Here is a 19,175-nt window from a genome sequence, read left to right as displayed (position 1 = left end):
TGATGGCGTTAGTAGGCCGAATGTTCGTTGGCTTTGATCTGTGCCACGGTGACCTTGCCGCGCATGACACGATAGGCCCACGAGGTGTAGATCACGATCAGCGGCATGAAGATCAACGTGGCCCAGAACATGATCGCCAGGCTCAGATGACTGGCCACGCTGTCCCACACGGTCAGGCTTGCCGCCGGTACGGTCGACGACGGCATGACGAACGGGAACATCGACACACCAGCGGTGCTGATCACCCCGACCACTGCCAGCGACGAGGCGACAAACGCAGCCAGCGTACGGCGCATCAGCATCAACAATGCGGCACCGGCGGCGCCCGCCAGGCCCAGCGCAGGCAGCAGCCACAGCGCTGGATAATGACCATAGTTGGCCATCCAGGCGCCGGCTTCGCGTACCACGGTCTTGTTGAGAATGTCCGGCAGCCCGGCGATGTCCACCACCGAGGTAATGCGATAGCCGTCGATCGACTGCAACCACACCCCGGCAATGACGAATGTACACATCAGCACCAGCGCCGCGCCAACCCCGCCCTTGATGGCGCGAGCCTGGATCACGCCTTCAGTGCGGTGCGCCAGGTAGGTACCGCCTTGCAGGGTGATCATTGCACTGCTCACCACACCGGTCAGCAGCGCGAAGGGGTTCAGCAATTGCCAGAAACTCCCGGTGTATGTCGATACCAGCAAGTTACTGAAGTGGAACGGTACGCCTTGCAGCAGGTTGCCGAACGCGATGCCGAACACCAGCGGTGGTACGGCGCCGCCGATGAACAGGCCCCAGTCCCAGGTGCTGCGCCATTTGGCATTGTGAATCTTGCTGCGATAGTCAAACCCCACCGGGCGGAAGAACAGCGCCCACAGGACCAGAATCATCGCCCAATAGAACCCGCTGAACGCGGTGGCGTACACCACCGGCCACGCGGCGAACAACGCCCCGCCCGCGGTGATGAACCACACCTGGTTGCCGTCCCAGTGCGGCCCCACGGTGTTGATCGCGACGCGGCGTTCCACGTCCGAGCGGCCGACGAAGGGCAGCAAGGTGCCGACGCCCATGTCGTGGCCGTCCATGATGGCGAAGCCGATCAGCAGTACGCCGACCAGTGCCCACCAGATAAGTTTCAGGGTGACGTAATCAAACATGGTGGAGTTCCTTCATGTTGGCATCGTGGGCATAACGGCCGGTTCCGAGGCTACCCGGCCCCTGGCGGGCGAACTTGACCATCAGGAACATTTCAACCACCAGCAGCACGGTGTAGAAACCGACGAATCCTGCCAGCGAGCCATAGATGTTATTGACGCTAAGGGTGGAAACACTCATGTGAGTGGGCAGCACGCCGTAGATGGTCCAGGGTTGACGGCCATATTCAGCGACGAACCAGCCCAACTCACAGGCCAGCCAAGGCGCAGGCAGCATGCACAGGGCCCAACGCAGCAGCCAGCGGCGGCGTGTGCAGGCCGACTGCAAGGTGCTCCAGAAAGCCAGACCGAACAGCAGCAGCATGGCGAAGCCCATCGCGACCATGACCCGGAACGACCAGAACATCGGGGTCACGTGCGGTACGGTATCGTTCACCGCCTTGTCGATGATCTCCGGCGTGGCCTGGTTGACGTCTTCAACGTACTTTTTCAGCAGCAGGCCAAAGCCGAGGTCCGCTTTGTACTCTTCGAAGGTATCGAACGCCGCCTTATCGGTGCGATCGGCCCGCAGGGCTTCAAGCGCATTGACGGCGGTAATGCCACGCAGGATGCGCGCGCGGTTTTTCGCTTTGATGTCGTGAATACCAGGAATCTGCTTGCTGATCGAGCGTGTGCCGATCAGGCCCATCACCCAGGGCACATCGACTTCCCAGTTATTCTTGGACTCGGCTTCGTTGATGCTGGCCAGCAAGGTCAGGCCCGCCGGCGCGGGTTTGGTTTCCCACATGGCTTCCATGGCCGCCAGCTTGGTTTGCTGCGCCTCACCCACGGTGTAACCCGATTCATCCCCCAGCACGATCACGCTCAGCACCGACGCCAGGCCGAACGCCGCCGCCACCCGGAAGCTGCGTTTGGCAAACTCGACATCACGACGCTTGAGCAGGTACCAGCTGGAAATCGACAACACAAACATCGAACCGGTGACATAACCGGCCGACACCGTGTGTACAAACTTGGCCTGAGCCACCGGGTTGAATACCACGGCCCAGAAATCAACCATCTCCATACGCATGGTGATGTAGCTGAATTCCGAGCCAACCGGGTTCTGCATCCAGCCATTGGCGATCAGAATCCACAGCGCCGACAGGTTGGTACCGATGGCCATCAGCAACGTGACCAGCAAGTGGTGCTCTTTCTTCAGGCGATCCCAGCCAAAGAAGAACAGACCGATCATGGTCGATTCGAGGAAGAACGCCATTAAGCCTTCGATGGCCAGCGGCGCACCGAAGATGTCGCCCACGTAGTGGGAGTAGTACGCCCAGTTGGTACCGAACTGGAATTCCATGGTGATACCGGTTGTCACACCCAGGGCGAAGTTAATGCCGAATAACTTGCCCCAGAAGCGCGTCATGTCCTTCCAGATGACATTCCCGGTCATCACATAGACGCTTTCCATGATGACCAGTAGCCACACCATGCCAACCGTCAGCGGTACGAATAGAAAGTGGTAAAGCGCAGTAGCTGCGAACTGCAGCCGTGACAAATCCACCAGTTGTTCTGAGATCACTTGCTTGCCCCTTGAGTCGAGGTGGGTACACCGAAACGGTTGCCGACGATGTTCGGGTCGACACTGACGTGCGAATCCCGGATGAACAGCCACCACAGCACGCTCAGCAGCACGAGCTTGATCAGCACCGCGGTGAGTAGATGGCGTAGTAGGCGTTTGTCGGAAATAGTCATGTCTATGCAGTAAGCACAGGGCATGCCAAAGCCAGATCTTCTATTTTTATCGTTATAAAACAATTGGTTATTGGTTTTTTAGCGGTAGCCCTGGCGCACCGCTGCTGGTCAATACGCTGCCAGTCTGGCAGCTTGGCAGTCACTGGCAGTCGTAGAGGGCTAGGCCAGGCCTTGTTCCTTCAGGCGCCGGTACAAGGTCCGGTCGCTGATCCCCAGGTGCTTGGCCAGTTCACTGCGGGTGCCTTTGAATGTGGCCAGGGCCTGCGCCAGTGTGCTGCCGTCGAACGGCGTCGAAGCCGCAGGCGCAGGCGCAGCCTGAGGTGGCGGCGCCACGGTGGCCTGGGGTAAATGGATGGCGCGGATGACCCCATCGTCAGCGAACAGGCTCGCCCTTTCCAGGACGTTGCGTAACTCACGCACATTGCCTGGCCATGAGTACTGCTGCAGGGCTGCCAGGGCTTCGGCATCGATGGTCAGTCGACGTTTGCCGGCACCACGCCGTTGCAGGAATGAATTCACCAGCAAGGCGATGTCTTCTACCCGGTTGCGCAAGGGCGGCAAATGAATGGGGAAGGCGCTGATGCGGTAGTACAGGTCCTGCCTGAACTCGCCTTTTTCCATCATTTTTTCCAGCGGCTTGTGGGTGGCGGCAATCAACCTGAAATTGGCGTGGAAGGTCTCGACACTGCCGACCCGGCGATAGGTGCCCGATTCGATCAGGCGCAACAGTTTGACCTGCATGGCCAACGGCACATCGCCAATCTCATCCAGGAACAATGTGCCGCCCTGGGCGGTTTCGACCAAGCCGGGCTTGCGGCTGATGGCACCGGTGAAGGCGCCTTTTTCATGGCCGAACAGCTCGCTCTCAAAGAGTGTTTCGGTCAAGCCCGAGCAATCCACCACGACAAACGGCCCGCTGGCCCGTTCGCTGGTTTCATGGACGGCGCGCGCGAACAGCTCCTTGCCAGTACCCGACTCGCCCAGGAGCAGCACCGGCAGCATGGACGGCGCCACCCGCTGCAGTTCCGACAGGGCAAGGTTGAAGGCCGGTGAACAGCCGACCAGCCCTTCGTTGCTCGGCCGCGCCGAGGCGCTACGCACCAGCGTCAGGCGCTCAACATAAGCGGTGATCGCCCCATTTTCGTCGAGGATCGGCCGTAATTCGACATCGACATGCTCAGGCCCCCGAGGCGTGTGGTGGATGTGCAAGACACGATCCGGCCCGCGCTTTTCCTGGGCCTTCTTCATCGGGCAATTCTCACCCGCCTGGTCACAAGGGACGTCGTAATGGTGTGAGATCTGATAACACTTATGGCCGATAAAGGGTTTGTCAGCGCTGCCGAACTGGCGCTGATAGGCCGTGTTGGCTGCCAGGATGTTGTAGTCCGGATCGAGCACGATCATCGGATTGGGTTCGTGTTCCAGAAACGAAACAAGCGACTGCACTTGATCCGGGTGTGGGACGGCGTTGGCTGGGGTAGGCAGAAAAGTCTTCATCATGGCTCCTGGAATCCATTTTTCCATCCTGTTGTGGCACTGCCACCTCTGTCAAGGCACTGCCAATGGCAGAAGAATCCCCCAGATACAGGCCTGAATACCCCTATACAGAAACACAAAGCCCAATAAAATCAATTGGATATTAGGCTATTTCGGCAAAACCATGGCCTGGCAAACTTATTGCTATGTCAGTCCTTAGTCTAAGCGGCTCGAAAAAAAGCCCCCCCTAAGGAGACAGTTCATGCGCGTCAAACTTCACGTCGAAGGCTTCTTCGACTCTGCTACCAACACCGTCAGCTATCTGGTACTGGACGAGACCACCCTCCACTGCGCGATCATCGACAGCGTATTGGATTACGACCCTAAATCCGGCCACACCGCCACCACGTCCGCCGACCGCCTGATCGCGCGGGTGAGCGAGCTGAATGCGCAGGTCGAGTGGATTCTCGAGACCCACGTCCACGCCGACCACCTGACCGCCGCGCCCTACCTGAAAGAAAAGCTCGGCGGGAAGATCGGCATCGGCAGCCAGATTTCGACGGTACAAAAGGTCTTCGGCACGCTGTTCAATGCCGGTAGCGATATGCCCCGCGATGGCAGTCAGTTCGATCACCTGTTCGTCAACGACGAGTCGTTCAGCATTGGCACGCTGCATTGCACCGCACTGCATACACCCGGCCATACGCCGGCCTGCATGACTTATGTCGTCAGCGATGGCAGCGAAACGGCGGCCTTCGTCGGCGACACGCTGTTCATGCCCGACTACGGCACCGCCCGCTGTGACTTCCCCGGCGGCAATGCGCGCACGCTGTTCCAGTCAATCAACAAAGTGTTGAGCCTGCCGGCGGATACATTGCTGTATATGTGCCACGACTACCAGCCGGGTGGCCGCGAAGTGCAATTCGTCAGCACCGTTGCCGAACAGCGCGAGCAGAACGTGCATGTGCGTAATGGCATCAGTGAGGAGGAGTTCGTGGCGATGCGTACCAAGCGGGATGCCTCGATGGACATGCCGACCCTGATCCTGCCCTCGGTCCAGGTCAACATGCGAGCCGGGCATTTGCCCGAGCCTGAATCGAACGGGATTCGCTACCTGAAAATTCCACTCAACGTCGCCTGACATTCCCCCACCCTAAAAAAATCATAAGAAAAATACCCATAACGGAGACACTTATGGATATCCGCCGCCTTGCGCCTGCTTTATCAGTATCAGAACAGATTTTCCCCAGCCAATTGGCCGAACTGAAAGCCGCCGGCTTTCGTGCCGTCATCTGCAACCGCCCTGATGGCGAAGGCAGTGACCAACCGTTGTTTGCCGAAATCAAACGCGCCGCCGACGCGATCGGCATCGAAGCGCACTACCTTCCCGCCGAGTCGGGCAAAGTCACCGACGAGCAGGGGATTGCCTTCGGCGAGTTGCTGGAAACGCTGCCCAAGCCGGTGTTGGCTTATTGCCGGTCCGGGATGCGCTCGACAACGATGTGGGCGCTGTCGCAAGCAGGTCAGCACGACCTGCCGCACATCGTCGAAAGCGCCAAAAAAGCCGGCTTCGATATGAAAGGCGTGATCCGGCGGATCGCGAACCAGGGCCGCACGCCGGTCGAAGTGGCCGAAGCACAACATACCGTGGTCATCATCGGCGCCGGCGCGGCGGGTATCGCCACCGCCTCCAGCCTGCTGGCCCGCGCGCCGGGGCTCGACATTGCGATCATCGACCCGGCCGATGTGCATTACTACCAACCCGGCTGGACGCTGGTCGGCGGTGGTGTGTTCGATGCGCGCCAAACGGCGCACACCATGGGCACCACCCTGCCCCGCGGCGTGCATTGGATCAAGGCGGCGGTGGCGGCTTTCGAACCCGAGCGAAATGCGGTGATTCTGGATGGCTGCCGGGTCGTCAAATACGAGCAACTGATTGTGTGCCCCGGCCTGAAGCTCGATTGGCATGCCATCGAGGGGTTGTCGGAGACCCTAGGCCGCAACGGCGTGACCTCCAATTACCTGTATCACCTGGCGCCTTATACCTGGGAAAAGGTCCAGCAACTGCGGGGTGGTCGGGCGATTTTCACGCAGCCGCCGATGCCGATCAAATGCGCCGGGGCGCCGCAAAAAGCCATGTACTTATCGGCCGACCACTGGAAACGCAGCGGTGTGCTGGATGCCGTCGAGATCGAGTTCTACAGCGCCGGCGCGGTGCTGTTCGGGGTTCCCGACTATGTGCCCGCGCTGATGGAATACGTCACCGCTTACGGCATCGACCTGAATTTCGGCAACACCCTCACCCGCGTCGATGGCCCGGCGCGGACGGCCACGTTCAGCGGCGTGAACCCGGATGGCAGCCCCCGTGTGCTGACCCGTGAGTTTGATTTGCTGCATGTGGTGCCACCGCAGGTCGCGCCGGACTTCATTCGGGTCAGCCCGTTGGCTGACGCGGCCGGCTGGATCGATGTCGACCCCACCACGCTGCGTCACAAAACCTTTGCCAATATCCATGCGCTGGGCGACGCGGCCAACACGAGCAACGCCAAGACCGCGGCCGCCGCGCGCAAGCAGGCGCCGGTGGTGGCGCATAACGTGCTGGCGGCCATGGGCAAGGCCAACGGCTGCGCGCAGTACGACGGTTACGGCTCCTGCCCGCTGACGGTGGAGCGCGGCAAGATCGTCCTGGCTGAGTTCACCTATGGCGGCAAGGTCGCCCCCAGCTTCCCGTCATGGCTGATCGACGGCACCCGCCCTTCCCGGCTGGCGTGGCTGCTCAAAGAGCGGATTCTTCCGCCGCTGTATTGGAAGGGTATGCTCAAGGGCCGCGAATGGCTGGCGAAACCCGAGTTGACCGACCAATGAAATCAGCGCTGAACGCAAGGAGACTGAGATGATCATCGTCTTACTGCTCGGGCTGACAGTCGGCGTGATTCTGGCCCTGACCGGCGCCGGCGGCGGCATACTCGCGGTGCCGTTGCTGGTGTTTGGGGCGGGCTTGAGCATGGCCGAGGCCGGGCCCATCGGGTTGTTGGCGGTGGGCCTGGCCGCGACGCTGGGCGCGGTGATGGGCCTGAAAAACGGCACCGTCCGCTACAAGGCGGCGCTGTTGATCGCCACCGCCGGGATCATCTGCTCGCCGCTGGGCCTGTGGTTGGCGCAGCGCACGCCGAATCGTCCGTTGACGATCCTGTTTGCCTGCGTGCTGATGTACGTGGCGTTCCGGGTATTCAAACGGTCGTTGCCGCCGTCCCCGGCGTCGAAGGCCGCCGTCGCGACCAAACCGCCGCCCTGTGTATTGGACGCCCAACGCGGCAAGCTGAACTGGACGGCGCCGTGCGCCTGGGCGCTCACGGTGTCGGGCGTGATCGCGGGCGGGCTTTCGGGGTTGCTCGGCGTGGGTGGCGGCTTTGTGATGGTGCCGGCGCTGCAGCGCTACACCAATTTGACCGCGCAGTCGGTGCTGGCGACGTCGCTGGCGGTGATTGCGCTGGTGTCGATGGCCGGCGTGGCCGCCAGCTCGGCGGCCGGGCATTTGCAGTGGGCCGTGGCCCTGCCGTTCTCCGTGGGCGCCTTGTTTGGAATGGCCGGCGGGCGCCTGATCGCGGCGCGGCTGGCAGGCCCGCACTTGCAACGCGGATTTGCCGCCGTGTCGATGCTGGTGGCGGTGGCCCTGCTGGTCAAAGCGCTTGGATCGTGAGCGCGGATTCCCGACTTTCCAGGCGTGCCTGAAACACGCCTGTCAGGGTTCAACGTCACGCTTCGGTCGTGCCTGGCAGGCGTGGGCATTGGCGGGCCATCGTGGCAGCCGTTGATCACCCGGGCCGCCAAGATACAAGTACCCGCGCGGCACGTTATTAGATAAAGGCCAAATAAATATCCAACTTATCGGCTGAATCGAATCACTGGCTTAATCCGAGAAACTACTATAAGTACGCGCGCAACATTATAAATCGCATGAATAGGCGCCCCAAAGGAATTGAACTTTGCCGCCTCACCCGTTAGCCATTAGTCGAATACTGCCTTTCGCGGACAGCGTTTTATAGTGTGTAATAGAAAAACCATCCACTATTAAAATTGATTCCCGGTACTTTGAATGTTGCCCATCCCCTCTTCACCGAACACCCTTCCGATAAATGAGGAGCTGTTGCAATTACTCCAAGCGACGGCTAACGCCCAAACCGCCTGGATGACAACTGTCAATCATTTGGAAGCGGCCTGTGATGAGGTATGGCTGGCTCGCATGTGGGAAGTCGAACACCTTGAAAATCAATACAGGGCCTGCCAGGACCAGCTGTTTTCCTATCTGAAAAAAGCGATCAAGATCTAGACTTATCAGTACGGCCCTGCACTCTTTTCGGTCGTTCGCGCGCCGAAAACAGCGCCCGCCAGAACTCGGGCCAGCTGAATATTCGACTAAAGTACAAAGCCGCACTACGCGTGTCGAAAAAAGCCACCTTAGTTGAATAGCCGACAACTCCGCCAACGCCCGACAGACGTGGAGCTGTATCCTTTCAGTCGCACCGCCAATCAATCTCCCTCGCATCCTGATATTTTTCATACATGGCCCGATTTGCCATCTGGATCAGCCTGACCGTCACACTAGTGCTAAAGCATTGGGAAGGATGGTCGACATTCAGGTGATAAAGGATCAATCAACCTGAGTTACTCACTGGAGTCCATATGTTCGGCTGGATCAGCAATATCCGAGTCAGTGCTAAATTAAGTTTGGGATTCGGCCTGGTACTGGGGCTTGCGTTGTTGCTGGCCGCGACCGGCTGGTACGCAGTGGTGACATTGACCGACCGCGGGCTCAAGGTTGAGGAAATTGCTCAGGTCAGCGATTACACCAAAGACTTGCGAATCATTCGCCTACGCATCGGTACGAGCACCCAACCGGATGCCTATCAACCGCTGCAGCAAACCCTGGATCGCCTCGCAGCCCACTTGGACAGTATCGGGGATACGTTCGTCGACCCACAGGATCAAAACCTGATTCAACAGCAGGAAAATGCAGTCAAAGGGTACGGGCAACTGCTGCATGAATTGGCCACCCCCAACATTGACCAGGCGCCCTTGTTTAAACGGATGGGCCAGTTGGGCGACGTGTTGCTCGACACCACACAAAAGCTGATTGAATCGCAAAACACCAAACGCGATACCGATGCCGCGTCCGCCAAGGCCTCGCTGAGCCTCGTCGCGACCCTGGCGCTGCTGCTGGGCGCGCTCGCCGCATGGGTGATCACACGGCAAATCGTCAATCCACTGCAACACACACTCCAGGCGGTGAACCGCATTGCCCGGGGCGATTTGACCGAGCATGTGACGGTGACCCGGCGCGATGAGCTGGGCCAACTGCAGTCGGGCCTTCAGCAGATGATGCTCAACCTTCATGAGCTGATCGATGGCATTCGATCCGGCGTCATTCAGGTTGCCAGCGCGGCCGAACAACTGTCGGCGGTGACCGAGCAAACGAATTCGGGGATCAGCACCCAGAAAGCCGAAACGGATCATGTCGCCACCGCAATGAACGAGATGACTGCCACCGTCCACAACGTCGCACGCAACGCCGAGGAAGCTTCCGTCGCTGCCTCGGCCGCCGATCAGCAAGCCAGCGAGGGCGAGCAGATCGTGGGTGAAGCCATCGAGCAGATCCAGCGCCTGGCGACAGAACTCAACCAGTCGGCAGACGCTGTGCGCTACCTCCAGGAACAGAGCGATAAAATCGGCGGTGTCCTGGATGTGATCAAAGCCGTCGCCCAGCAAACCAACCTGCTGGCGCTGAACGCCGCGATTGAAGCCGCCCGCGCCGGAGAGGCCGGCCGTGGTTTTGCGGTGGTAGCCGACGAAGTGCGCAACCTCGCCCTGCGCACCCAAAGCTCCACCGAAGAAATCGAGAGCCTGGTCGCCGGTGTGCAAAGCGGCACCCAAGCCGTGGCCTCGGGCATGGAAAGCAGCCTGCTGCTGAGCGAAAGCAGCGTGGAATGCACTCACCGTGCCGTCAGCGCGCTGGAGAACATCACCAGCAAGGTCTCGATCATTCAGGCCATGAATCAGCAGATTGCGACGGCGGCGGAAGAGCAAAGCGCCGTCACCGAGGAGATCAATCGCAGCGTGATCAACGTTCGCGACATCTCCGACCAGACGGCCAACACCTGCGAGGAAACCGCCGCGTCGAGTAACGAACTGGCGCGGCTGGGACATGAGCTGGAACGGCTGGTGGAGCGTTTCAAGGTCTAGGTGCGGCGGCCTGGGCTTTGCCAGAGGCCATCACTCCCCTTTCTGATCGTCTGTCAGGAGCGGGCAAGGCTCAGACTTTGCCCCCTCAGCCCCTCCCCCAAAAAGCAAAGGGCGAAACAAGGCTAGACCACCTAATGCACAACGGCCAGGCCCTAGCGCCTGGCGCGATTGGCGCGACCCGCCATTCAACTTTCATAAAAGCTTAACGAAAGTGCTGCAGAGTTCGGGAGCCCGTTATCACAATGAGTTCCTTCGATGAAAAATTTGATGAAGTCTGCTGCACTCGCCGTTGCGGTTTCTCTTTGTGCAAGTTCCATGGCTTTTGCTGAGGAAAGCGTTCGCCTGAGCGGCTCAGGCGCTAGTTTCCCGGCACCGATCTACCTGACCTGGTTCAAGGATTTCAGTAAGAAAACCGCAGGCGTCACTGTGGATTATCAATCCAAGGGCAGTGGCGCCGGTGTGCAGGACTTCCTGAACAAAACCGTCGATTTCGCCGCCAGTGACTCGGCAATGAAAGACGAAGATATCGCCAAGGTTGCCGAAGGCGTGCAGTTGCTGCCGATGACGGCAGGTGAAATCGTGTTGGCTTTTAACCTGCCGGGCAATCCTAAAGAACTTAAATTGCCACGCGACGTTTACTCCAACATCTTCTTGGGCAAAATCACCAAGTGGAACGACCCGAAAATCGTTGCTGCCAACCCGGGCCTGAAACTGCCTGATATGCCGATCACCGTTGTCGTGCGTGCAGACTCCAGTGGTACCACTGCGGTATTCACAAAGCATCTGGCGACGATCAACCCACAGTTCCAGAAAGATTTGGGTGAAGGCAACACTGTCAACTGGCCTGCCAGCGACAAATTCATCAAATCGCCGAAGAACGATGGTGTGACAGCGACCGTGCGCCAGACTCCGGGCGCTATCGGCTATATCGAATACGGTTTCGCCAAGCTGGCCAAGGTTGACTTTGCCCAACTGCAGAACAAGGCCGGCAAGTACGTTGTCCCTAACGCAGAAAGCGGTGCCGAGGCCCTCGCGGCAGTGAAAATGCCGGAAAGCCTGGTGGCCTGGCTGCCGGATCCGGACGGCGCCAAGTCCTACCCGATCACGTCCTACACCTGGATGATCTTCCGCAAGCACAACGAGAACCCGGCCAAGGCCAAGGCGATGCGCGAAATGGTCGAATACAGCCTGACCGAAGGGCAGAAAATCGCCGACTCGATGGGTTACATCCCGCTGCCGAAATCGGTTGTGGATGAGGTTCGCAAAGCATCCGCCAACATCCAGTAACGCACGTGAGGCCTCTCTCGGTATGCGCGCTCAGCCATACCGGGAGCGTTTCCCCCTTGTTCCGGAGTTAGCCAATGAGCACACCTTTTGTCGTACCGGTTAACCAGGATTCTGCCTGCCAGCCACCCTCTGCAAAGGATTTCCTGGTTGATCGCACCTTCCGTGCGCTCGCACGAATAGGGGTGATTCTGATTCTGGCGTTGGTCTTCGCCTTGGTATTCGAGGTGGGACGCAAGGCCCTTCCAGGCATGGAAAAGCACGGTTTTGATGTGCTTCTCGGCAGCGTCTGGGACGTTAACCAAGGCAAGTACGGCATTTTGCCGGCCATTTGGGGCACGCTCTACAGCGCCCTGATCGCACTGCTGATCGCAGGCTTTTTCGGCGTCAGCATGGCGATTTTCCTGACCCAGGATTTCCTGCCGGCGAAGCTGGCAGCCGTGTTTCGAACCATCGTCGAATTACTCGCGGCCATCCCCAGCGTCGTTTATGGCCTGTGGGGGATTTACGTGGTGATCCCGACGATTCGCCCGCTTACGGCGTGGCTGAACAGCGAACTGGGCTGGATACCTTTTTTTGGCACGACCTTGAGCGGGCCGGGGCTGCTTCCTGCGGCGTTGGTACTGGCCATCATGATTCTGCCGACCATTGCGGCCGTGTCGCAGGACGCCCTCACCGGTGTCCCGATGAAAACCAAGCAAGCCGCCTACGGCATGGGGACGACCCATTGGGAAGCGATTCTGAAGGTGATGGTGCCATCCGCTGCCACCGGTATTTTCGGCTCCCTGGTCCTCGGCCTGGGTCGCGCGCTGGGGGAAACCATGGCGCTGGCCATGCTGGTGGGCAACGCGAACAACATCTCGCTTTCTCTGTTTGCCCCGGCCAATACGCTAGCGGCCTTGTTGGCGCTGAACTTCCCCGAAGCCGGGCCGAACGAAATCGAAGTATTGATGTACGCCGCACTGGTACTGATGTTTATCACGCTCCTGGTGAACATCATCGGTTCCATGATCATGGTCTATGCCCAACGTGGTACTAAATGATGACTGACATCACTTCCTCTACAGCCGCTTTACCAAGCCTGCAGCGCAAGTTTGAAGGCCGCGCCCTGCGCAGCCTGGTGTTGACCACACTGGTCTGGGGTGGTGCTCTACTGGCCAGCGTGCCGCTGATTTCCGTGCTCTACATGCTGATCACGCGCGGAGGGGCACGCCTGAGCCTGGAGGTATTCACCGAACTGCCGCCAACCGGTTTCGAGACCGGCGGTGGCTTCGGCAACGCGATGGCAGGCACCTTCGTCATGGTCGGTATCGCGGCGGCAATCGCAGTGCCGGTCGGCATCATGGCGGCCATTTTTCTGGCTGAACTGGGGCCAGACAGCAAGCTGGCAAACGCCGCGCGCTTTGCCGCCAAGATGCTTACGGGCCTGCCATCCATTCTGGCCGGGGTGTTTGCCTACGCGCTGGTGGTGATGACCACCGGTACCTATTCAGCACCGGCGGGTGGCGTGGCACTGGCGGTACTGATGTTGCCCATCGTCGTGCTGACGGCTGAAGAGTCGATGAGGATGGTGCCTAAAATCATGAAGGATGCGGCCTACGGCATGGGCTGTACCCGCTCGCAGGTCATCTGGAAAATCGTATTGCCTACCGGCATGCCGGCAATCCTGACGGGCGTCATGCTCGCCGTGGCCCGCGCCGCGGGCGAAACCGCGCCGTTGTTGTTTACCGCGCTGTTCAGCAACTACTGGATTTTTCACGACGGCAGCCTGGCAGTCATGAATCCGACGGCATCGCTTGCCGTGCTGATTTACAACTTCTCCGGTATGCCCTTCGACAACCAACTCGAGCTCGCATGGGCAGCCTCGCTGGTGCTGGTGATGATCGTATTGGTCGTGAATATTGTCAGCCGCATTTTCGGCAAGCCCAAGTATTGAGAACGGGAGCATCTGAATTTTGAACGTATCAACTGCGCAAATAGCCGCTCCGTTTGTCACCCAGGCGCCTGTCGTCATGGACTGCAAGCTGGACAAAATTTTCTACGGCAACTTCATGGCGGTACGTGACAGCCATGTGCCGATCGAAAAAAACAAGATCACCGGTTTCATCGGCCCTTCTGGCTGCGGCAAAAGTACCGTGCTACGTAGCCTCAATCGGATGAACGATCTGGTGAAAGGCTTTCGGTTTGAAGGGCACGTGCATTTCCTTGGGCAAGACGTCTATGGCAAGGGCGTTGACCCGGTGGTCGTGCGGCGTTACATCGGTATGGTTTTTCAGCAGCCGAACCCATTTTCGATGAGCATTTTCGACAACGTTGCGTTCGGCCTGCGCCTCAATCGCTACAAAGGCGACCTGGGAGACCGTGTAAAGCACGCCCTGCAAGGCGCGGCGCTGTGGGATGAGGTCAAGGACAAGCTCAAGGTCAGCGGCCTGTCACTCTCCGGCGGCCAGCAACAACGGCTTTGTATCGCTCGCGCCATCGCGACCGAACCTGAAGTGCTGTTGCTGGATGAGCCCTGTTCGGCACTCGACCCGATCGCGACGCGCCGGGTCGAGGAGTTGATGGTTGAGCTGAAGAAGGATTACACCATCGCCCTGGTCACCCACAATATGCAGCAAGCCATCCGTGTTGCGGACACGACGGCGTTTTTCTCGGTTGATATTTCCCAGGGCACGCGCACCGGTTATTTGGTTGAGATGGGCCCAACGGCGCAGATTTTCGATAACCCGCGCGAACAAATGACCGGGGATTACATCAGCGGCAAGTTCAGCTAAACAGCAAACGTCCAGTCAAGACCGCATACCGCTATAGTGCCAAAGGTGCTTTAGCGGGCATCCGGTCGTTTTACCTGCTTATCTACCGTTTCCCAGGATTGCCAATGCCTGCACCCCGTCGTCTTGATTTACCTGCAATCGAACGCGCGCTACGCGAGGTGCAGAGCCGCTTTTCCGAGCTCAGCAGGCACTTTACCGAGCCGCGCGACCCCTTGACTGACGAAGTGCTGCACAATGTACTTGAAGGTTATGCGTTGATTGACAGCTATGTCGCAAGCGGCGTAGACCTGTTCGACCTTCAGCAACTGAACCTGATGCTGGAGATCAACGCCACCGTGCTCTGTGGTCGGGACCCGGTACGCCGACGGGAATACGCTCAACATCTGGCGGCGACCGAGGAACACTTCTTCAACAACGTCGAGGGGGGGATAAAAGACTTGTTCAATTGGTACTGTGCGTATCGCAGCGAATCCGTCTGGAAACGTGCAGCCGGTGTCTACGTGCGAATCCTCAGCAAGCCGCAGTTGTTTATTGAAGGCAATAACCGCAGTGGGTCGCTCATCGTCAGCTATTTGCTCATGCGCGCAGGTCTGCCTCCATTCGTGCTGACGCTGAAAAACGCCGAGGGCTACTTCAACCCGTCATCGGTCATACGCAACTCCGCCAAGCATGGCGTCAAGGCGTTGTATGAGTTGCCCAAGATCAAGAAAAAGTATGCAGCCTTCCTGGAAGATCAGGCATCTGATTCAATGAAATTTCTTCTCAACGACAAGGCCTCGCCCCTTTACCAGGAGGGTCATCGATGAGCCGGTATCCCACGCTCGCTAAATGCCGAGCTTCCGGCAGCCGGGTATGGCACGCCATGCGGCGCGCCGTCCCGATGCACGGATTCAGGCGTCAGCGCATACGCATTTCGTTCGATATCGATGACACCCTGGCCTGCCAACTCCACCACTGCGCAGTCGAGCCAAGCCGGCTGCCGGCCTGTGTGCACCGTTGGCTGGGTGAACCACTGCGTATCGGTACACGCTCCCTGACCCAAGAGTTACGTCGCCAGGGCTGCAGTATCTGGGTCTACACCTCGTCCGGTCGCACTCCGTCCTACATCAGGCGTTGGCTATTGCTGTACGGCATCCGCGTCGACGGTGTGGTCAACAGCATGCTGCATAACCGTGCCCTGACGGTGCATGGCCTGTCGAACGCGCCCTCGAAATTTCCGCCGGCATTCGATATCGACTTACATGTCGACGATTCCGAAGGCGTGCGGACTGAAGGGCGTGATCACGGTTTTCGCGTTGTTGTCGTGCATCCGGAGGATGAGCGCTGGGCACAGAAAGTCCTCGATGCCGTGGCGGAAGTCAAAGCACAGCTCGCTTGGCAACAACCGTTCAGGAACAAGAAGCCAGCACAACAATGCTCGGAAATTGTGCCCTCGTGATTTTTAGTTACCCTGGCTTATCACCGCGGCCCATGGCTGCAAAAAAAACTTCACCGTCTGGACATTCTCTTGTGTGTTCATCGAAATCGCTCCATTGCCTTTACCCAGGATCGTGTCCGATCTAACCGGACACGTTGTGGGCCTGCGGGTGAGGAAGAGGGTATTCGCACGCAGCGCTGGTATTGGCTGGCAGTCAATTCGATCAAAAGCGACGCGCAACGCGATCTTGCCTGATGCGCAGGACGTGCTTAGGGCGCGAGTATTTCCTGAAGAAACGCGATGAATACACTGATGCGGCTGGAACCACGGTGGTTGGGCAGATACAGCGCATTGATGCAGGTGCTTGCACTGCCTGGGTTGACTTCATATTGCTCCAGCACCCGCGTCAGCCGACCTGCACTGACGTCCTCACGTACCAGCCAATCGGCCAATAGCGTCACCCCGCCACCGGCCAAGGCAGCCTCGCGCAGAATGTCGGCATTGTTGCTTTGCAGCCGTCCCTGCACATTCACGCGGATGACGTCCTCATCGCCCAGGAATGTCCAGTCGTGGTGGCCCGTGTGGTAATCGAAACGCAAGCACGGGTGCTCGAGCAAGTCGCGAGGGTGTCGCGGCAGTCCGGTTCGTGTCAGGTATTCGGGACTCGCCACCACCCAACGCTGGAAATAGCCCAGCCGCTTGCTGACGATGTCATCACTGATAACCGATGAACCAAGACGTACTGACACATCGATTTGTTCGCTGAGCAGGTCACTGACCTCGTCGCTCAGCGAAAGACTGATTTCCAGACCGGGATGGCGTTCAAGCAACCGCCCCAAGTGCGGGGCGATGATTCGCCGGCCGAATTCCACCGGGACACTGACCCGCAAACGCCCCTGAGCTTCGCTGCCACGGTCGGCAACGACGGCATCCGCGCCATCGATAGCCTCAAGGATCGCCACGACTTTATCGAAATAGTGCTGCCCCGCCACCGTGACGCTCGTATTGCGCGTGGTGCGGTTGAGCAGGCTGGCACCCAACTCACTTTCCAGCCCCGCGACCTGCCGTGTCACAGACGATGTGGAGATGCCGAGCTTACGCGCCGCAGATGAGTAACCCCCACAGCGCACCGTTTCGACAAACATTTTCAGCGCCAGCAACTTGTCCATGCACGGATTCCGAGATCGAAAGGTAAAGGTAGCGACTGTGCATGACCAGGCAATGGGAGTCTTGCATGGCTGTGCTCAATGGCCTGATTGATTAAGGAGGCTTGCGATCTCCCTATTGATCGGATGATAATCAGATTTGATCAAATAATCGATCGATTAATAGAGCGGCGTCTCGAAGCGGGTACATGCCACGGCGAGAACCGGTCGCTCTGACCCGTTTATCACCCGCCTCGGCGGCACCGATCAAGAAAGGTGCCGATGTCCCGGTGCGATCGGTGGACATCCATGCACATTACTACCCTGAAGAGTTCTTACACCTCCTGGGAAGTGAGGGCAAAACGTTCGGTGCAAGTTATACCCGCCAGGATACTACTTTCAGCTTCTCCACCCCGGCCGGAGGATTGGGGCCATTGCCGTTGAAATTCATCGATGTGCAGGCGCGTTTGCTCGATATGGACCGTTCCGGCGTCGACGTACAGCGCTGTCCCTTAGCGTGCCAATGGTGTACTGGGCAGATCGACAACTCAATGCCCGCCTGGCACGTGTCAGGAACGATGCTGCGTCGATGGTCCATCGCCAACACCCACAACGTTTTGTGGTGCTGGCCACGTTGCCGATGCTAGAGGCTGACGATGCCATCGCCGAGCTGGAACGCGCCGCCGAATTGCCTGGGGTACGTGGGGTGTACATGGGCACAAACATCAACGGCCTGGACCTGGACAATCCGCGCTTCGCGCCCGTCTTTGCCCGTATAGAACAGCTCGGACTCCCAGTATTCCTGCACCCGCAACAAACGGTCGGCGGCAACCGTCTGAGCAACTACTACTTGAGCAACTTGCTGGGCAACCCGTTCGATACAGCTATCGCGGCGTCACATCTGATCCTCGGCGGAGTATTGGATCAATACCCTCAACTGCATGTGTCATTGCCTCACGCCGGAGGGGCTTTGCCAATACTCGTGGGACGTCTCGATGCCGGGTGGACCTCACGCCCTGAGACACGACGCCTGGCCCAGAAGCCGAGCAGCTACTTGACGCGATTCAGCTACGACACCGTGTCGCACTCCGGGCCGGTGCTGGACTATTTGATCGCCAACGTCGGTATCGACCATCTGGTCCTGGGCAGCGACTACTGCTTCGACATGGGCTATGAACAGCCGGTGCGTTTTGTCGAAAGCGTAGGCTTGGGTCCGCGCGAGAAAGCGGCAGTACTCGGCGCCAACGCGGCCAGAATCCTGAAACTCCCCGTATAGCGTTGGCGAAACTCTCGATTTCCCTTTGGCCGGCCTGACCGGCCTTTTTTTGCGAACCGTTCAAGACTTCACCAGATCGTCTCTGCCGTTCGCTCGGGACCCCAGCCAAGATGATCGAACCGAATAAACAAATACTGATCAATCATAACCATGGGCCCATACAGCTTTAAATAAATCAGTCAAAAGACTATAAAAAACCAACCGACCCGCATTGCCGACAGCAAGCACTACACCCCTCAAATTATATTGGCCCATCTGTAGACAAACATGGATAAACATCATTTTCGGTAATAATCAGTATCCCGCCTGAGCATTTCTACAAACAACCTGGCGACAGCATAATCAGCTCCAGAAGCAAACAAAGAGATTTTGTTCCCTCTCTCATTCTTACTGGAAGACACCCTGATGAAATATGCAATGCTCGCCTCACTGATGATGTTTAGCGTATACGCTTCAGCCCATGATGGCGCCAACAACAATGCCTCTGCCCCTGAACCTGAGCGGTACAATTATTCCGAACACCTGGATATCGCCAAGGTCATCGACATCACTACAGCAGAGGACACAAACAACGCTTGTGGCCCAGTGGACGCGCACATGGTGTATGTGGATCACAAGGGTATAACGCACGACCTGCAATACAAAATACTCGGTGGCGCTTGCCAGAATGGTTAAAACTTC

Annotated in this window: 18 protein-coding genes; 13 read left to right on the top strand and 5 right to left on the bottom strand. The window is 58.5% G+C overall.

Going from position 1 to position 19,175, the window contains the following annotated elements; translation table 11 throughout:
* Positions 1 to 8: 8 nt before the first annotated feature.
* The 4 genes from cydB to AC07W0_RS22120 form a co-directional block, all read right to left on the bottom strand.
* The gene (gene cydB / locus AC07W0_RS22135) at positions 9 to 1,145 is read right to left on the bottom strand and encodes a cytochrome d ubiquinol oxidase subunit II (RefSeq protein WP_017847576.1); all 1,137 of its coding nucleotides are present in this window, start codon (positions 1,143 to 1,145) and stop codon (positions 9 to 11) included.
* Positions 1,138 to 2,709: a cytochrome ubiquinol oxidase subunit I gene (locus AC07W0_RS22130; RefSeq protein WP_102618328.1), complete on the bottom strand. Its 1,572-nt coding sequence runs from the start codon at positions 2,707 to 2,709 to the stop codon at positions 1,138 to 1,140. Before AC07W0_RS22130 ends, cydB begins: the two co-directional genes overlap by 8 nt.
* Positions 2,706 to 2,882 (bottom strand): cytochrome oxidase putative small subunit CydP, encoded by a 177-nt coding sequence (cydP, locus tag AC07W0_RS22125; protein ID WP_017847578.1) that lies wholly within the window; start codon positions 2,880 to 2,882, stop codon positions 2,706 to 2,708. The genes AC07W0_RS22130 and cydP overlap by 4 nt, the downstream gene beginning before the upstream one ends.
* Before the next feature lie 159 nt (positions 2,883 to 3,041).
* Positions 3,042 to 4,379 carry a sigma-54 interaction domain-containing protein gene (locus AC07W0_RS22120; protein ID WP_017847579.1) on the bottom strand — a complete coding sequence of 446 codons (1,338 nt, stop codon included), beginning with the start codon at positions 4,377 to 4,379 and terminating at the stop codon, positions 3,042 to 3,044.
* A gap of 241 nt (positions 4,380 to 4,620) precedes the next feature.
* Here AC07W0_RS22120 and AC07W0_RS22115 point away from each other — a divergent pair, with 241 nt between their 5' ends.
* The 11 genes from AC07W0_RS22115 (at position 4,621) to AC07W0_RS22065 (ending at position 16,094) form a co-directional block, all read left to right on the top strand.
* Positions 4,621 to 5,499 (top strand): MBL fold metallo-hydrolase, encoded by an 879-nt coding sequence (locus AC07W0_RS22115; protein ID WP_017847580.1) that lies wholly within the window; start codon positions 4,621 to 4,623, stop codon positions 5,497 to 5,499.
* 53 nt (positions 5,500 to 5,552) lie between these two features.
* The gene (locus tag AC07W0_RS22110; protein WP_102618327.1) at positions 5,553 to 7,223 is read left to right on the top strand and encodes a bifunctional protein tyrosine phosphatase family protein/NAD(P)/FAD-dependent oxidoreductase; all 1,671 of its coding nucleotides are present in this window, start codon (positions 5,553 to 5,555) and stop codon (positions 7,221 to 7,223) included.
* 28 nt (positions 7,224 to 7,251) lie between these two features.
* Positions 7,252 to 8,058 (top strand): sulfite exporter TauE/SafE family protein, encoded by an 807-nt coding sequence (locus tag AC07W0_RS22105; protein ID WP_017847582.1) that lies wholly within the window; start codon positions 7,252 to 7,254, stop codon positions 8,056 to 8,058.
* A 396-nt stretch (positions 8,059 to 8,454) separates the two neighbouring features.
* The gene (locus tag AC07W0_RS22100; protein WP_102618326.1) at positions 8,455 to 8,688 is read left to right on the top strand and encodes a hypothetical protein; all 234 of its coding nucleotides are present in this window, start codon (positions 8,455 to 8,457) and stop codon (positions 8,686 to 8,688) included.
* Between the two features lie 353 nt (positions 8,689 to 9,041).
* Positions 9,042 to 10,598: a methyl-accepting chemotaxis protein gene (locus AC07W0_RS22095; protein ID WP_017847584.1), complete on the top strand. Its 1,557-nt coding sequence runs from the start codon at positions 9,042 to 9,044 to the stop codon at positions 10,596 to 10,598.
* A gap of 255 nt (positions 10,599 to 10,853) precedes the next feature.
* Entirely contained in the window at positions 10,854 to 11,885 is a 1,032-nt protein-coding gene (gene pstS, locus AC07W0_RS22090) for a phosphate ABC transporter substrate-binding protein PstS (RefSeq protein WP_026140103.1), read from the top strand.
* 74 nt (positions 11,886 to 11,959) lie between these two features.
* The gene (pstC, locus tag AC07W0_RS22085; RefSeq protein WP_026140104.1) at positions 11,960 to 12,925 is read left to right on the top strand and encodes a phosphate ABC transporter permease subunit PstC; all 966 of its coding nucleotides are present in this window, start codon (positions 11,960 to 11,962) and stop codon (positions 12,923 to 12,925) included.
* Positions 12,925 to 13,818: a phosphate ABC transporter permease PstA gene (gene pstA / locus AC07W0_RS22080; protein WP_026140105.1), complete on the top strand. Its 894-nt coding sequence runs from the start codon at positions 12,925 to 12,927 to the stop codon at positions 13,816 to 13,818. The genes pstC and pstA overlap by 1 nt, the downstream gene beginning before the upstream one ends.
* Before the next feature lie 76 nt (positions 13,819 to 13,894).
* Positions 13,895 to 14,656 (top strand): phosphate ABC transporter ATP-binding protein PstB, encoded by a 762-nt coding sequence (gene pstB, locus AC07W0_RS22075; RefSeq protein WP_017847588.1) that lies wholly within the window; start codon positions 13,895 to 13,897, stop codon positions 14,654 to 14,656.
* Positions 14,657 to 14,760: 104 nt separating this feature from the next.
* Positions 14,761 to 15,462, top strand: a complete 702-nt coding sequence (locus tag AC07W0_RS22070; protein WP_017847589.1) for a hypothetical protein — start codon at positions 14,761 to 14,763, stop codon at positions 15,460 to 15,462.
* The gene (locus AC07W0_RS22065; RefSeq protein ID WP_173677830.1) at positions 15,459 to 16,094 is read left to right on the top strand and encodes a hypothetical protein; all 636 of its coding nucleotides are present in this window, start codon (positions 15,459 to 15,461) and stop codon (positions 16,092 to 16,094) included. Before AC07W0_RS22070 ends, AC07W0_RS22065 begins: the two co-directional genes overlap by 4 nt.
* A gap of 248 nt (positions 16,095 to 16,342) precedes the next feature.
* Here AC07W0_RS22065 and AC07W0_RS22060 read toward each other — a convergent pair whose 3' ends face one another.
* Positions 16,343 to 17,242, bottom strand: a complete 900-nt coding sequence (locus AC07W0_RS22060) for a LysR family transcriptional regulator (RefSeq protein WP_102618324.1) — start codon at positions 17,240 to 17,242, stop codon at positions 16,343 to 16,345.
* Between the two features lie 565 nt (positions 17,243 to 17,807).
* Between AC07W0_RS22060 and AC07W0_RS22055 the strand changes: the two genes are divergently transcribed.
* Entirely contained in the window at positions 17,808 to 18,494 is a 687-nt protein-coding gene (locus AC07W0_RS22055) for an amidohydrolase family protein (protein ID WP_368665946.1), read from the top strand.
* Between the two features lie 405 nt (positions 18,495 to 18,899).
* Complete coding sequence (locus AC07W0_RS22050) at positions 18,900 to 19,169, top strand: DUF2790 domain-containing protein (protein WP_017847593.1); 270 nt, start codon at positions 18,900 to 18,902, stop codon at positions 19,167 to 19,169.
* The last annotated feature ends 6 nt before the right edge of the window (positions 19,170 to 19,175 follow it).

This window comes from Pseudomonas sp. GW704-F2, from assembly GCF_059423025.1.
Note: the sequence above shows the minus strand (reverse complement) of the source record. Positions and strands in the feature narration are given on the sequence as shown.